Source organism: Acidobacteriota bacterium (assembly GCA_040754075.1).
Classification (GTDB): Bacteria; Acidobacteriota; Blastocatellia; order UBA7656; family UBA7656; genus JBFMDH01.
This window is the reverse complement of record JBFMDH010000010.1, coordinates 112651-126845: the sequence shown is the minus strand read 5'-3', so window position 1 is coordinate 126845 and position 14195 is coordinate 112651. Positions and strand designations below refer to the sequence as shown.

11 protein-coding genes are annotated in these 14195 nt (G+C 46.2%); all 11 read left to right on the top strand.

The window, feature by feature from the left end; genetic code table 11:
* The first annotated feature begins 170 nt into the window (after nt 1-170).
* The 11 genes from AB1757_13110 (at nt 171) to AB1757_13060 (ending at nt 14179) form a co-directional block, all read left to right on the top strand.
* Nucleotides 171-2630 (top strand): ABC transporter permease, encoded by a 2460-nt coding sequence (locus tag AB1757_13110; GenBank protein ID MEW6127972.1) that lies wholly within the window; start codon nt 171-173, stop codon nt 2628-2630.
* A gap of 204 nt (nt 2631-2834) precedes the next feature.
* Nucleotides 2835-3725: a DUF4097 family beta strand repeat-containing protein gene (locus AB1757_13105; GenBank protein MEW6127971.1), complete on the top strand. Its 891-nt coding sequence runs from the start codon at nt 2835-2837 to the stop codon at nt 3723-3725.
* Nucleotides 3726-4218: 493 nt separating this feature from the next.
* Nucleotides 4219-5214, top strand: coding sequence for an MBL fold metallo-hydrolase (locus tag AB1757_13100; GenBank protein ID MEW6127970.1), 996 nt, complete (start codon nt 4219-4221; stop codon nt 5212-5214).
* Between the two features lie 135 nt (nt 5215-5349).
* Nucleotides 5350-6042: an ABC transporter ATP-binding protein gene (locus AB1757_13095; GenBank protein MEW6127969.1), complete on the top strand. Its 693-nt coding sequence runs from the start codon at nt 5350-5352 to the stop codon at nt 6040-6042.
* A 93-nt stretch (nt 6043-6135) separates the two neighbouring features.
* Nucleotides 6136-7500 (top strand): sigma-54 dependent transcriptional regulator, encoded by a 1365-nt coding sequence (locus AB1757_13090; GenBank protein ID MEW6127968.1) that lies wholly within the window; start codon nt 6136-6138, stop codon nt 7498-7500.
* Entirely contained in the window at nt 7418-8932 is a 1515-nt protein-coding gene (locus AB1757_13085; GenBank protein ID MEW6127967.1) for an ATP-binding protein, read from the top strand. The genes AB1757_13090 and AB1757_13085 overlap by 83 nt, the downstream gene beginning before the upstream one ends.
* 587 nt (nt 8933-9519) lie before the next feature.
* Complete coding sequence (locus tag AB1757_13080; protein MEW6127966.1) at nt 9520-10113, top strand: hypothetical protein; 594 nt, start codon at nt 9520-9522, stop codon at nt 10111-10113.
* A 136-nt stretch (nt 10114-10249) separates the two neighbouring features.
* Nucleotides 10250-11581, top strand: a complete 1332-nt coding sequence (locus tag AB1757_13075) for a TlpA disulfide reductase family protein (GenBank protein ID MEW6127965.1) — start codon at nt 10250-10252, stop codon at nt 11579-11581.
* Entirely contained in the window at nt 11578-12174 is a 597-nt protein-coding gene (locus tag AB1757_13070; GenBank protein ID MEW6127964.1) for a YceI family protein, read from the top strand. The genes AB1757_13075 and AB1757_13070 overlap by 4 nt, the downstream gene beginning before the upstream one ends.
* 41 nt (nt 12175-12215) lie before the next feature.
* Entirely contained in the window at nt 12216-13112 is an 897-nt protein-coding gene (locus tag AB1757_13065) for a DUF2911 domain-containing protein (protein MEW6127963.1), read from the top strand.
* Between the two features lie 71 nt (nt 13113-13183).
* Entirely contained in the window at nt 13184-14179 is a 996-nt protein-coding gene (locus tag AB1757_13060) for a haloalkane dehalogenase (GenBank protein MEW6127962.1), read from the top strand.
* Nucleotides 14180-14195: the final 16 nt, after the last annotated feature.

The following is a 14195-nucleotide window of genomic DNA, read 5'->3' as shown; positions in this document are numbered from 1 at the left end:
TCTGCAAGCTACTTTGTATATTCACTTCCCGCAATCAACGATTACCGGATTCAAATCACCTTTCCTCAACCAGGCAATCTTCAGGCACGGTTCACATAGACTATTTGAACCGCTTAGGTGGTAACGATTCGCATAGGCTATGATTGGTTTAATTTGATAACGGAGGATTCATGCAAACCATCTGGCAGGATTTGCGCTACGGCGCGCGAATGTTATTAAAAAAGCCGGGCTTCACTTTGCTTGCAGTATTGACACTCAGCTTAGGCATTGGCGCGAACACGGCGATTTTCAGTGTCGTCAATACGGTATTGTTGAAACCCTTGCCCTACATTGATGGCGACCGGTTGACGCTGATTTGGCAAACCAATCCCAAAATCGAATTTTTTGCCAATCAAATTCCCCCGACCGTCGCCGATTATGTGGATTGGCAAGCGCAGAACCAGACGCTTGAAACCATTTCGCTGATGGGTTCGTCGTCGGTGAATTTAACCGGAAGCGGAGACCCGCAGCGAGCTGGCGCAGCAACCGTCACCACGAATTTTTTTGAACTCCTCAAAGTTAAACCGCGATTGGGCGCAGCCTTTGCAAGCGTCGATGAACAGAACTTAAAGGAAAAAATCGCGGTCATCAGCGATAACCTGTGGCAATCGCGCTTTGGCGGCGATGAATCGATCATCGGTGAAAAAATCCTTATCGACCAGGAAAGCTACACTATTGTTGCCGTTATGCCTTCGGGGTTCAATTTTCCGCGTCAAAACGAGATGCCCAAGCTCGCAGGCATCTATCATCAAACCGACATCTGGATTCCGATTCAATTAACGCCTGAACAGAAAGCGGATCGCGCAAATCATTTCAACACCGTCATCGGACGACTGAAAGACGGCGTTGCGCTTGAGCAGGCGCAAGCCGATCTCAGTGCCATTGCAAAAAGCCTCGAAGAAAAATACCCCAATAACAATGCGGGTTTCGGCGTTCGGATTGTGCCGATTCGCGAACAGGCGGTCAGTGATATTCGTCTGGCATTATTTGTGCTGATGGGTTCGGTGGCGTTTGTGTTACTGATTGCCTGCGCCAATGTCGCGAATTTACTTTTTGTTCGTGCCGCTGCCCGTCGTAAAGAGATTGCAATTCGTCTGGCTTTGGGCGCAAACCGCTTGCGGGTTATTCGTCAGTTATTAACTGAGAGTTTATTGCTATCAGCCATAGGCGGGCTTTGCGGCGGTTTACTGGCGCCGTGGGTAATCGAGTTGTTGATTAAACTCGCGCCGCAAAATATCCCATTGATTGAAAATGTCCAGACAGATAGCCGCGTGTTAATTTTCACGCTGACCATTTCATTGCTGACCGGCATCATTTTCGGATTGGTTCCGGCATTTCAATCTTCGGACATTAAATTGAATGAGGCGTTGAAAGCAGAATCCAAATCGGCAGGCGGAAATCTCCGCCATCGTCGTCTGCGCAAACTGATTGTGATTTCGGAAATTGCTCTTTCGATGATTCTGCTAATCGGCGCGGGGTTGATGCTTAAAAGTTTTGCGAAGCTCTTAAATGTGAACACCGGATTCAATGCATCCCAGGTCATCACCTTCAACCCGGCAATCTCCGCAAAAAAATACACAACCGATGAAGCGCGTCTGGCGATCAATCAACAAATCCTCGAAAGTGTAAAAGAAGTTCAAGGCGTGAAAGCCGTCGCCGCTGCCTCGAACCTGCCGTTGAGCGGTTCGGAAAATATGGGTGGCTTTTATATCGAAGGAAAACCCGTTGAAAACCCTGACCAATCGACCATGGTTGACCGGCGCGCGGTGACGCCCAGTTATTTTTCGACGATTGGCATTCCGCTAGTGCAAGGTCGGGATTTCAATGAATTTGACCGCGCCGGTTCACCAGGCGTGGTGATTGTGAGCGAAGGTTTCGCGCGCCGCTATCTCGCGGATGAAGAAGTGCTCGGCAAACGGCTGAAAATGGGAAGCGCCAATTCCAATCGCCCTTATCTGACCATCGTCGGGGTTGTCGGTGATGTGAAACATTCCACTATTACCGAACCCGCCAGACCGCATGTGTATTATCCGTTTATGCAGCGACCACAACTTGGCATGTCTTTTGTCATCAACGCGGATAGTAATTGGCAAACGCTGGTTCCGTTAATCCGGGAAGCGATTTGGAAAGGGGATAAAGATATTCCGGTTGATTCCATCAAACCGCTGGCGCAACTGGTTGATGAATCGATTTCGCGAAAACGTTTTCAAATGATTTTGCTTGGATTTTTTGCAAGTCTGGCATTGGCGCTTGCCGGCATCGGTATTTATGGGGTGATGGCTTCTGCGGTCGCCCAACGCGCCCAGGAAATCGGCATTCGACAGGCGCTCGGCGCAAAACCTTCGGATGTGATGAAGCTGATTTTCCGCGATGGGTTATTCATTACCTTGAGCGGCGTCGCGTTCGGTTTGATGGGGGCTTTGGCTTTAACCCGACTGATGACCGCTCTGGTTTTCGAGGTGAAGGTAACCGACCCGATAGTTTATTTTGCGGTGACTCTGATATTGACAGGAGTGGCTCTGGTAGCCTGTTTGGTGCCCGCGCGTCGCGCCATCAAGGTCAATCCGATGATTGCGCTCAGGAACGAATAGACGAGCGGTTGATGGTAAAAATAAGCTTTGCCGGGATAGAGTTCGGGTAAAAGTAATAAAAGGAACCTCAACGGGTTTTGGTCGTAATTTATAACGTTCGCTTCTCGAAATTAATCAATCAGCTAGATTTGAAAACCGGTCAATAAAAAAATCCGGTTTGCTTTTGTGATTTCGGACTGCCAATAAAAAATCAGGAGGAGTCAGATGTTACTGACATTCGTTTTTGCGTTTTTATCGCTTTTTCCATCCGCTTCGACTGACGAATGGAAAAAGAGTTTCACCATCGAAAACATTCCGAAATTGCGTGTTGAAAGCGGCGACGCGAATATCCGCGTGCTGGCGTCGGAAAGCAAAACCGTTGATGTTCGGGTGATTTCCGATGGCTATAAAATTGGCGACGATGGCATCAAAATCATTGACCGACAAAATGGCGATAATGTTGAAATCGAAGTCCGTTTCCCGCGTCGCTGGTTTCAAATGAACTGGCGAAGCAAACGTGTGGATATTGAAATCAATGTGCCTCGCGAAACCAATCTGGATTTAAATACCGGGGATGGTCGAATCGATTTATCGGGCGTAAAAGGCGAAATCCTTTTGCGCAGCGGCGACGGCAAAATCAACCTGACCGACGTTCACGGGCGGCTCAGTGCAAAAACCGGTGATGGCAATATCGAGATGCGCAATGTCAAAGGCGAGATTTCGATGAGCACCGGTGACGGGCGCATTGAGGCAACCGGGTTGGAAGGCGCTTTTCGAGCCGAAACCGGCGATGGTCGCTTGCGAATCCAGGGTCGGTTTGACGCGCTCGACATCCGAACCGGCGATGGAGGAATCGAGGCTACGGCTTTGGACGGATCAAAAACCGAATCGAACTGGAGTTTGAAAACCGGCGATGGCGATATTACCTTGCGGCTTCCTGAAACGCTCTCGGCAGATGTTGAAATGCACACCAATGACGGACACATTGATTTGAATATTCCGGTGAGCGTGGTGGGGAGAACCGGCAACAACGAAATTCGCGGGCGTATCAACAGCGGCGGCAAGATGCTTTATTTAAAGACCGGCGATGGTTCGATTCGTCTGGAAAAACTTTAGACCGGAGTTTACTCAGGCTTCTCTATTTTTCAATCATCAACTCAAAAAAAGAATAATTGGGGCGGCTCGGGTCTCAACTATTCTTATTCATTCAGGCTTGTTTCCTGTTCAGCCCACCTTTCTCAAATGTGGGATTTTGGCGTCCCACATCCGCACAGGTGAACATCTTTTTCCATAAAAATATTGATAAAAGCCTGAATATTTCCGGGTTTTTTGCCGGAATTTCATGGCATACGAATTGACTGAATCTATCTGTTGTATTGATGATTAAAGCGAACCCAAACCCGGCAAAGAACCGCTTTTAATTGAACCAGAGGAAAAATTGATGATTGGTTACCGCTTTTTCATGTGTGCGTTCCTGATTTCTGCTTTGCTGGCATACTCGGCTTTCGCAAAAGGAAAAAACCATCTTGCATCAGACCACAACCCGCGAAAAAAAAATCGGCTTGAAAAGTTGAACAAGGACTTCATTGCAACAGCGCGAAATTTTGAAGTGCAAAAACTGGCGGAAGGAGTTTTTGCGGTAATCCGAAAAGACCTTCCGGGATTGATGGTTGATGCCAATAATGTATTTATCATCAACGATGATGATGTTTTTGTGATTGATGCCAACGGCGCTCCGGCGATCACCAGAGAGGTGCTGGCGGCGCTTCGTAAATTGACGAATAAACCGGTGCGCTATGTCATCAACACCCATTATCACGATGACCACATCCGGGGCAATCAGGTTTACCGCGAGGCATTTCCCCAGGTCGAATTTATCGCGAGCAACTTTTCTTTGGATTACCTGCGCAGTCAAGGCGCAGTGAATCGCAAAAACTTTCTCGAAGGCGCGCCGCGATTTGCCGATGACCTGCGTGGTCTGATGAAAAGTAATAAAAGTTTGCTCGGCGGTGAGATGACCGACGAAGAGCGCGCCAGCCTGACGAGTGATTTGAAATTGATTGATTTGGTGTTAAGCGAAGGACAAATTGCCCAAACCATTCTCCCGACCATTACGGTTAAAGAGCGTCTGACATTTCAAAGAGGAAACCGCGTCATCGAAATTTTGCAACCCGGAAGCGGACATACAGCCGGAGACCTGATTGTGCATTTGCCAAAAGAGGGAATTGTCATCACCGGTGATTTAGTGGTTTCGCCGATTCCGTTGGTCGGTAACCCGCAATCACATATCAATGATTGGGCGAAAACTTTGGAAAAAATCATCGCCTTGAATGCAAAAATCATTGTGCCGGGACACGGCTCACTGATGCGCGATGACGCCTATGTCCGACAACTTGCGAATCTGTTTTCGACCATCAAACAGCAGGCAGAGGTCGCGGTTGCCAAAGGGGTGACGTTGGAGGAAGCCAGAAAAACCATTAATCTGGAGGAGTTGAGAAAATCCTTTGTCGGTGATTCCAAAGTGAAAAAAATCGCTTTTAATATGTATGTTGCAGGTCCTGCGGTAGCGGCGGCTTTTCGTGAAGCCAAGGAAAATCAACGGTGAGTAACCTTATGCAAGTAAGCGTGGCTTCCGGCTCAAGAATTTTTATCGATTCAGGAAATTCAAACTGCGAATCGTTAGTTATAATTGAACCGATAATTTCCGAATGCAGATTAAATTTAAACATTGGAGTTAAAAATGAGTGTACCGTTAATTCAAATGCGCGGCATTGAAAAATTCTATCAACACGGAATTTCCAAAACCTTTATCCTTCGACGAATTGACCTCGACATCAAGGATGGCGAATTCGTTTCGATTATGGGACCATCGGGCGCAGGCAAATCCACCCTCCTGCATATTATGGGAATGCACGACAACAGTTGGTCCGGAGAATTTTACTTTGACGAAAAACCCGTGCATAAATTCAATCCCAAACAGCGCGCCGAACTGAGAAACCAGAATATCGGTTTTGTATTTCAAAGCTATCACCTGTTAGACCATCTGACGGTTTACGAAAACCTTGACATTCCGCTATCGTATCGCAATATCGGTAAGCGTGAACGCGACAGCATCGTCTGCGACATACTGGATCGCTTTAACATCGTCGGCAAAAAAGACCTCTATCCGACGCAGCTTTCCGGCGGTCATCAACAGTTGGTCGGCGTGGCGCGCGCGGTGATTGCCAATCCGAAAATGATTCTTGCCGATGAACCGACCGGTAATTTGCACTCCGGGCAGGGGAAAGAAATTATGGAGTTGTTTAAAAAATTGAATGAAGCGGGAACCACTATCGTTCAGGTGACGCATTCGGAAGTCAATGCATCTTACAGCGACCGCACCATTCAAATTGCTGACGGCTGGATTGTCAAAGGTTGGGATGACCAGAGGTAGTTTGCGACACCAAACCGGCTACGGTGGTCGGTTTGGTGTTATCGCTTTATTTTAACAACCGAAAATATTTCAGCAGAAATTGATATAGATTTAATGAAAGACTCACAGAACCCCAAAATTCTGATAGCTGATGACCAGACCGATGTACTGGAGGCTTTAAAATTTTTACTGAAGCCCGAAGGCTATGCAGTCGAAGCCGTAACCTCTCCGCAGGCGATGTTGGCTGCGCTCGAAGAGCAGGATTTTGATTTGGTGTTGATGGATTTAAATTACGCGCGGGATACCACCTCTGGAAAAGAAGGCTTGGATTTGCTTGACCGCATTCAATCTGCGGACAGCACGCTGCCGGTGATTGTGATGACCGCCTGGGGAAGTGTTGACCTTGCGGTTGAAGCCATCAAACGCGGCGCCCGTGATTTCATTCAAAAGCCCTGGGACAATGCGCGGTTGCTGACCATTCTCAAAACTCAGCGAGAACTCGGACAAGCATTAAAAAAAGGTCAACGGTTGGAAGCTGAAAATCGAATATTGCGCGACCAACCGCGTCCCCGGCTGATTGCCGAATCGGAATCCATGAAACCGGTGTTGCAAATCGTTAACCGCGTTGCCGCCTCCGACGCCAATGTCTTAATCACCGGCGAAAATGGCACCGGGAAAGGCTTGCTCGCAAGCGTCATTCATTCGATGTCGTTGCGCGCCGCCAAGCCTCTGGTGACGGTGAATATCGGCAGCATTCCGGAAGGCGTATTTGAAAGCGAAATGTTCGGGCATGTCAAAGGCGCGTTTACCGATGCGAAAAATGACCGCGTCGGCAGATTTGAACTTGCGGAAAACGGCACTTTATTTCTTGATGAAATTGCCAACCTGCCGCTCAGTCAGCAACCGAAACTGTTGAGGGTTTTGGAAACCGGCGAGTTTGAACGTGTCGGCACCTCGAAAACCCGCAAGACCGATGCGCGCATTCTGTCGGCAACCAATTCGGATATTAATCAGGAAGTTGAAGAAGGGCGGTTTCGTCGCGATTTACTTTTCCGCTTGAATACTGTGGAAATTCACCTGCCGCCGCTTCGCGACCGCCGCGAAGATATTCTTATTCTGGCGATTCACTTTCTGCATCAACATTCGCGGCGCTACCGAAAAAATATCGAAGGGTTTGACGATTCGGCGCGACAGGCATTGTTGAAATATTCCTTTCCGGGAAATGTCCGCGAACTCGACCACGCCATCGAACGCGCGGTTTTAATGGCGCAGAGCAATCTGATTCAAGCAGTTGATTTGGGATTGCAGAGAGGGCGCGAGGTGGCGCGGCGATTGGAAGACATGAGCCTCGAAGAGGTCGAAGCCTACCTGATTCAAAAAACCCTTGCCGAGTGTGATGGCAATGTCAGCCGCGCCGCTGAAAAGTTGGGACTCAGTCGCAGCGCCCTCTATCGTCGTTTGCAACGCTACGGGCTGTGATAAACTCTCTTTCTCGACGATGGCTTCAAAGGCGCAAAAACTCAATAAAACTGTAGCCGGAAATCTAAAAACCGCAAAACCTGCTCCCAGAACCCGCAAACTTTCGCATTCCAATTATATATTTTTCATGTCGATGCTCGCAGGACTTCCTGCGGTGATTTTTTCAATGGTGTTTTTGTGGCAGGGCGATTATACGGCTAAAGTGCAATGGACATTTTCGCTGTTGATCATCGGCTTCTGGTTCGGTTGTTCGCTGGCGGTAAGAGAGCGGGTGATCTTTCCTTTGCAAACGCTCTCGAATTTACTCGCAGCCCTGCGTGAAGGTGATTTTTCCATTCGCGCGCGCGGCGCAATGCACAACGACGCGCTCGGCGAAGCGTTATTTGAGGTTAATTCGCTCGGACAGATTTTGCGCGAACAACGCCTGGAAGCTTTTGAGGCGACGCAACTCCTGCGAACCGTGATGACCGAAATTGATGTTGCGGTATTTGCGTTTGATGACGAAAAAAAATTACGGCTGGTAAATCGCGCCGGCGAGAAATTGTTGGCGCAACCGATGGAGCGTTTGACCAAAAGTTCGGCGGGTGATTTGGGACTTGCCGATTATCTCGAAGACGAAGCCATCCGCACGGTTCAACAAACTTTTCCCGGTGGCGCGAGTCGTTGGGAAATTCGCCGCACCACGTTTCGCGAACGCGGCGTGCCCCATCAATTACTGGTGATTTCGGATGTGAGTCGCGCTCTTCGTGAAGAAGAGCGGCTTGCCTGGCAAAGAATCATTCGCGTTCTCGGACATGAATTGAACAATTCGCTGGCACCGATTAAATCTATTGCCGGAAGTCTTGAGAGCATGATTTTCAAAGACCCTTTGCCGGATGATTGGCGCGATGATGCCCGGCGCGGCTTTTCCATCATCACCGGTCGGGTGGCATCACTCACAAGATTTATGGAAGGCTATTCGCGGCTTGCCAAACTTCCGCCACCGCAATATCAACCGGTTGAAATCGGTGCCTTGATCCAACGGTTGGTGAACCTCGAAACGCGAATGAAAATTCGCTTGCTGGAAAACCCGGAAATCGTCATTCGCGCAGATAGTGACCAACTTGAACAACTGCTGATTAACATCATCCGCAATGCCGTTGATGCTTCGCTGGAAACGCGCGGCAATGTGCAGGTGAGTTGGCGACGACGCGGCGATTTTCTTGAAGTGTTAATCGAGGATGAAGGGCATGGCATAGCCAATTCCAGCAATTTATTCGTGCCGTTTTTTACCACCAAACCCAACGGTTCGGGAATCGGCTTGGTGCTCAGTCGCCAGATTGCCGAGGCTCATGGCGGGACGCTGACCTTGGTCAACAAAAAAACCGGTCACGGATGCGAAGCGAAACTGCGCATTCCGACCCGCCTGACGGCTGCTTCACGGATTCAATAAAACTCAAAAAATTGCGGTTTTCCAACGGTTTTTCAATAATTCAAGAAAACCTAAGATTTATTAAGAAAGGTCTACAGGACTTTTAATTTGAAAGGCGCTATGTTGGCGTTGAATGAAGCGCGGGATTGGAGTTTTTATTTTCGGTCAGTCGTGAAAAATCGTGTTCGGGATTTTGCCTTTACGGAAATAGAGAACCGAGACCCGCAGTTCTTTCAAATTTAACCGCATCGAAAACGGATTACCTTTCAATGCAAGGCTGGGACTGTTTTTCGGTGCGGTTCGCTCAAATCGTTCGGGATTTAATGGGATTTTAAAAAGCCTGGACACCTGTTTGCATTTTGGAAATTACCGGTAGTTGTACTATGATGTGGCATCGCGGAACCTGCCAATTATCAATAGCCAAAAAAAATTTACTACTCAATGATGCTAAGTGAGAAACAGCGAGCCTTATTTAGCGTCAACTATCTGCTGATCTAAACCACTGAATTTACCCTATTGGTGACTGAAAGCCGTGCCTGATAAATCGGTTCGGATACTTCACTAAAGAAGGGACAAATCATCAGAGGGTAATGTTTATGAAAACCATAATGAAACGAATTATTTTGTACCGCTTTGGGTTGTTGGTGGCATTCCTGATCACCACCGTAACCTTTGCATTCAGTCAGGCGCAACACAACCATGAAGCCAATTTGTCGGTTTCCAAAGATAATCGCGCGACTTCGACGAAGACAACCGCCGAATCAGCCCGCGCCGCGTTTGAAAAGTTCACTAAACTCAATGGCGAGTGGATGGGGCGCAGCACCAAAGGTTGGGAAGAGAAGGTCAGCTTTCGCGCCATCGCGCAAGGTTCAGTCGTGGTGGAAAACTCTTTCGATGCGCACCCGAACGAAACCATGATGACGATGTTTTATTTGGACCAAGGGCGTTTAATGCTGACGCATTACTGTGTAGCCAAAAACCAACCGCGTCTGGTTGCGTCGTCTTTTGATGAGGATGGCAAAACTATCTCTTTTACTTTTCTGGATGCGACCAATTTGCCCTCACGTGACAATGGGCATATGGATAAAGCGGTTTTCAAATTCATTGACGAAAACACCATCACCACGCAATGGACATGGTATCAAAACGGTAAGGAAAACTGGATGGAGGAAATCAAATTGCAGCGGATCAAGGGAAAATAATTTTCTCGAAATCGTTCCGGCTAAGCTATGGAATCATACGCTGAGCGATGAAAAATCCCGAACCTGCCGTTTTATTGGTTAGCTTGAATAAATGGGCAACGCTTAAATTGAAGGAAAAATAAGCGGGAAGAAAAAGATGAAAATATTGAAGCTTGAAATAAATGAACCTAAGTATTTTGTTGTTTTGACGCTTTTAGTTTTGGCGTTTACACAAGTTGCTGCTCAAAATGAAAAACAAAAGAAGGCAGATATTTCCGCGCCCGTTGAAAAAGTCATTACGCTTGAGAAACGAACCCTTCCTTCAACAGGAGGACTTACTGGCATCAGCAATATCTTTTTCTCAAAACCTAAAATATCCGGCAAAATTTCCTATGGTTTCTCAAAGAAACTGAAGGATGTTGAATATGCAACTATTGTTGACAATAACCCCAGAAATCCCTTAATGGTTGACAGTAAACCCCGCAATTTCTTTTCAGACTTAGTTCCGATAGGCATTATTCGCTACAAGAATAGTGCAGGTGAAACGGAATATGTTGTTGACACCGACGCTGATTTTGATTTCACACGGGAAAAAAAACTGACGTTTCAGACTTTCGGAGATATGCGGATTGCCGATGTGAAGATTCGCGTGCGGGTCAATGTTCCTTTTAGACCGGATTTCAAGCCTATCGGAGATTATCAAATAATCCTCTCAAAAGACGGTTATGTCTATGCTCGAATTAGTGAATATCGGCAGGGGAATATTAAAATCGGGCAAAATTCTTACAAAATAATAATCCGCCCGTCATCAAGAAATAATCCGAGTTTTGACTTATCAAGTAATACAATTTGTTTGCTCGATTTCAATCAAGATGGCGAATTTACGGAAAGATGGCAACTGGACTCAAAAGGCGAAATTATTGCAAATGAAGAAATTAAAATCTCAAACCCTTTTATGATTGATGGGGAAAGGTTTAGGATTGCCGAACTTGATGAAGCTGGAACCAAACTAAAAATTGTCTCGTCAAATGAGGAAACTTCTATCTCAAACGGCTTCAAAGCCCCTGATTTTTCTCTCAAAGGAATCGATAACAGCTCATTTGATTTGCGAAGCCTCAAAGGAAAAATCGTTTTGCTGGAGTTCTGGTCAATCACTTGTCCTTTTTGTCAACGCATTCTGCCCGAAGTAAATTCACTCATTAAGAAAAACAAAAACGAGGATTTTGTCGCCATCGCCGTTGCCAGAGAGAACGATATTGCAGAGGTCAATAAATATCTGGCACAGAATCCAAGGGAAGCCAAAGTCGCCCTGAGTAACGAGGAGATTTGGCAGACTTACAACAGACCAACTATTACGCCGACTTATTATTTGCTTGATAAAAAAGGCGTCATCAGGCTTTCAGGCTATGGAGCATATACGGACCTTATCAAGATTATTGATAAAAAGATTGAAGAAATTCGCAGTCAAAATGAGAGGGTAATTAAATGAAAAGTTTGAGTTTAATTTTTTTGTTATTCGGGTTGTTCAATGCTTCGCTTTTAACAAGCGAACCAAAACCAATTCGGATAGACGTAAATCATTCAAACATAGGTTTTGCCGTTCCGATTGCAGGCGGTTTGTCGAAAGTTCGCGGTAAGTTTTCCGAGTTCAAAATGGAATTGAATTATGACGATAAAGACATCACCAAATCTACTGTTGACGTGAAAATTACTGTGAAAAGTATTGATACGGGAATTAACCAACGCGACGAACATTTACGAACGGCAGATTTTTTTGATGTAGAGAAATATCCCGAAATCACTTTCAAAAGCAAACGGGTTATTAAAAATGGCAAAAAGCTAACGCTCGTCGGCGATTTTACGATGCACGGCGTGACAAAAGAAATAAGTTTTCCTTTCACGATTACGGGCAGACAGTTTGAGGAAAAAGAAAAACTGCTGACACTTGGTTTTCTGGCGGATTTAACCATCAATCGCCGCGATTTCGGAATCAATTATCAACATCAAAGCGTTCCGAATTTTATTGGCGATTTGGTCGAAATTGAACTCAGCATTATCACTAGAGCAAACAAAATTGAGTAAGCAATCCGGTCTGAGAAACAGTTTTGAAAAAAAAGTGAGTTATGAAAAAACTAATTTATTGCGTTTTAATAATTGTCTTTTTGGGCGTTGGAGCAAACGCGCAGTTTCCTGCCGGTTACGGCTGGGTTTTTCCGCGTGAAAGTCCTTCGGCAAGCGTTTCGCAGACGGTTGGAGTTAGCGAGATTACGATTAAATATCATCGCCCGATGGTTAAAGGACGTAAAATCTGGGGTTGCCAGACAACCGACATCAGACCTAATCCAAGCACAAATTACGGATGCCTAGTTCCGAACGGACAGGTTTGGCGAGCCGGCGCTAACGACGCGACGACAATTACTTTTTCCACTCCTGTCATTATCGAAGGTCAGACGCTTTCCGCCGGAACCTACGGGCTGTTTATAATTCCTTCCGAAACAGAGTGGACCATTATTTTTAATAAACGGGCAAGACAATGGGGTTCATTTTCCTATAACGAAACGGAAGATGCTTTGCGTATAAAAGTCAAACCTCAAACATCCGAGCATCAAGAGAGACTTAAATACGATTTTCCCGATGTGTCCAACTATGCGGCGCAAATCGCCTTGCATTGGGAAAAGGTGAAAGTTATTTTTAACGTAACGGTTGAAACCGACAAACTGACTTCCGCCAAAGCAAAAACCTCTTTTGACCCGGCATCGGGATATTTTGCCGCCGATTATTATTATCAAAACAAGACAAATCTCGATGAGGCGTTGAAATGGATAAATGCTGCTTTAGCGTTTGATGAAAACGGCTCGAATTTAATGCTCAAGGCAAAAATTCTGGCGGAACTCAAACGCTACGGCGAAGCCATTGAAACAGCGGAAAGAGCAGTAAAAATCTACCGCGATAAAAAACAAATAAAGCCTCTTGAAGCGGCGGAGAACCTAATAAGTGAATGGAATAAGTTGAAACAGTAAGACCTGTTTGGGATTCAATAGAGATGAAAAAAATAATAAACAGAAGAGAACTTCTTAAATCAATACCTGTTTTGGCAACTGCTATCTCGGTTTACTCAAGCGGTTCGGCAAAAGTTTTTGCTCAAGAAAATATTTCCGTTTCAAGGGATTTAGCGAATATCAAACTGAGGACGACTCCTTCCGAATTCATAAAAAAGAAAAAATTTGCCAAAGTATTCGGCTCAAAAATGGCTTATTTCGAGTCGGGCAAAGGCAATCCGATTGTTTTCTTACACGGCAATCCGACTTCTTCTTTTTTATGGCGAAACGTCATCCCTCACGTTGAAGAATTCGGCAGATGTATTGCGCCTGACCTTATCGGAATGGGCGATTCGGACAAACTCGCGCCAAGCGATGCCAGTCGTTATCATTTTGCCGAACACTATAACTATCTCGAAGAGCTTTTGAGAAAAATCGGGGTAGAGAAAAATGTCATTTTGATGGTTCACGATTGGGGCGGAAGTCTCGGTTTTGAATGGGCAAGCCGAAACCCGGAAAAGGTCAAAGGCCTCGTCTTCATGGAGACATTTATCGTTTCGCAAAATGCCCAAAATACCCCTCCGCAAGTTTCAAATTGGTTTAAGGCTTTTCGCACCCCCGAACGCGAAAAGCAGATTTTGGAAGAAAATTATTTCGTCGAAAAAGTGCTGTTACGACAGTTTCCGAAAATGAGCGACGAAGACAAAGCGGAATATCGTCGTCCGTTTTTGGAAAAAGGCGAAGCGCGTCGTCCGACGATTGTTTTTCCCCGTCAAGTTCCGCTTGACGGCGAGCCGAAAGACGTTCACGAAAAGGTTTCAGCGCATCTCGAATGGATGGCGAAAAATGACATCCCGAAACTGTTTATCAAAGGCGAACCCGGCGGATTGATTCAAGGCGGGCGCGAAAGAATCTGTCGGGCTTGGAAAAATATCACGGAAGTTTCGGTCAAGGGTAATCATTATTTGCCGGAAGAATCGCCCGTTGAGGTTGGACAAGCGATTGCCGAATGGGTTGAGAAATTATCAAAAAAAGTTGAAAAGGTTTAGCCCAAGCGGATTTTAA

What these genes read in the sequence shown, in the direction of transcription:
- AB1757_13085 (MEW6127967.1), top strand. Translation starts at nt 7,418, where the DNA reads ATGGCAATGTCAGCCGCGCCGCTGAAAAGTTGGGACTCAGTCGCAGCG.
- AB1757_13065 (MEW6127963.1), top strand. Translation starts at nt 12,216, where the DNA reads ATGAAAAAACTAATTTATTGCGTTTTAATAATTGTCTTTTTGGGCGTT.
- AB1757_13075 (MEW6127965.1), top strand. Translation starts at nt 10,250, where the DNA reads ATGAAAATATTGAAGCTTGAAATAAATGAACCTAAGTATTTTGTTGTT.
- AB1757_13110 (MEW6127972.1), top strand. Translation starts at nt 171, where the DNA reads ATGCAAACCATCTGGCAGGATTTGCGCTACGGCGCGCGAATGTTATTA.
- AB1757_13095 (MEW6127969.1), top strand. Translation starts at nt 5,350, where the DNA reads ATGAGTGTACCGTTAATTCAAATGCGCGGCATTGAAAAATTCTATCAA.
- AB1757_13105 (MEW6127971.1), top strand. Translation starts at nt 2,835, where the DNA reads ATGTTACTGACATTCGTTTTTGCGTTTTTATCGCTTTTTCCATCCGCT.
- AB1757_13070 (MEW6127964.1), top strand. Translation starts at nt 11,578, where the DNA reads ATGAAAAGTTTGAGTTTAATTTTTTTGTTATTCGGGTTGTTCAATGCT.
- AB1757_13080 (MEW6127966.1), top strand. Translation starts at nt 9,520, where the DNA reads ATGAAACGAATTATTTTGTACCGCTTTGGGTTGTTGGTGGCATTCCTG.
- AB1757_13090 (MEW6127968.1), top strand. Translation starts at nt 6,136, where the DNA reads ATGAAAGACTCACAGAACCCCAAAATTCTGATAGCTGATGACCAGACC.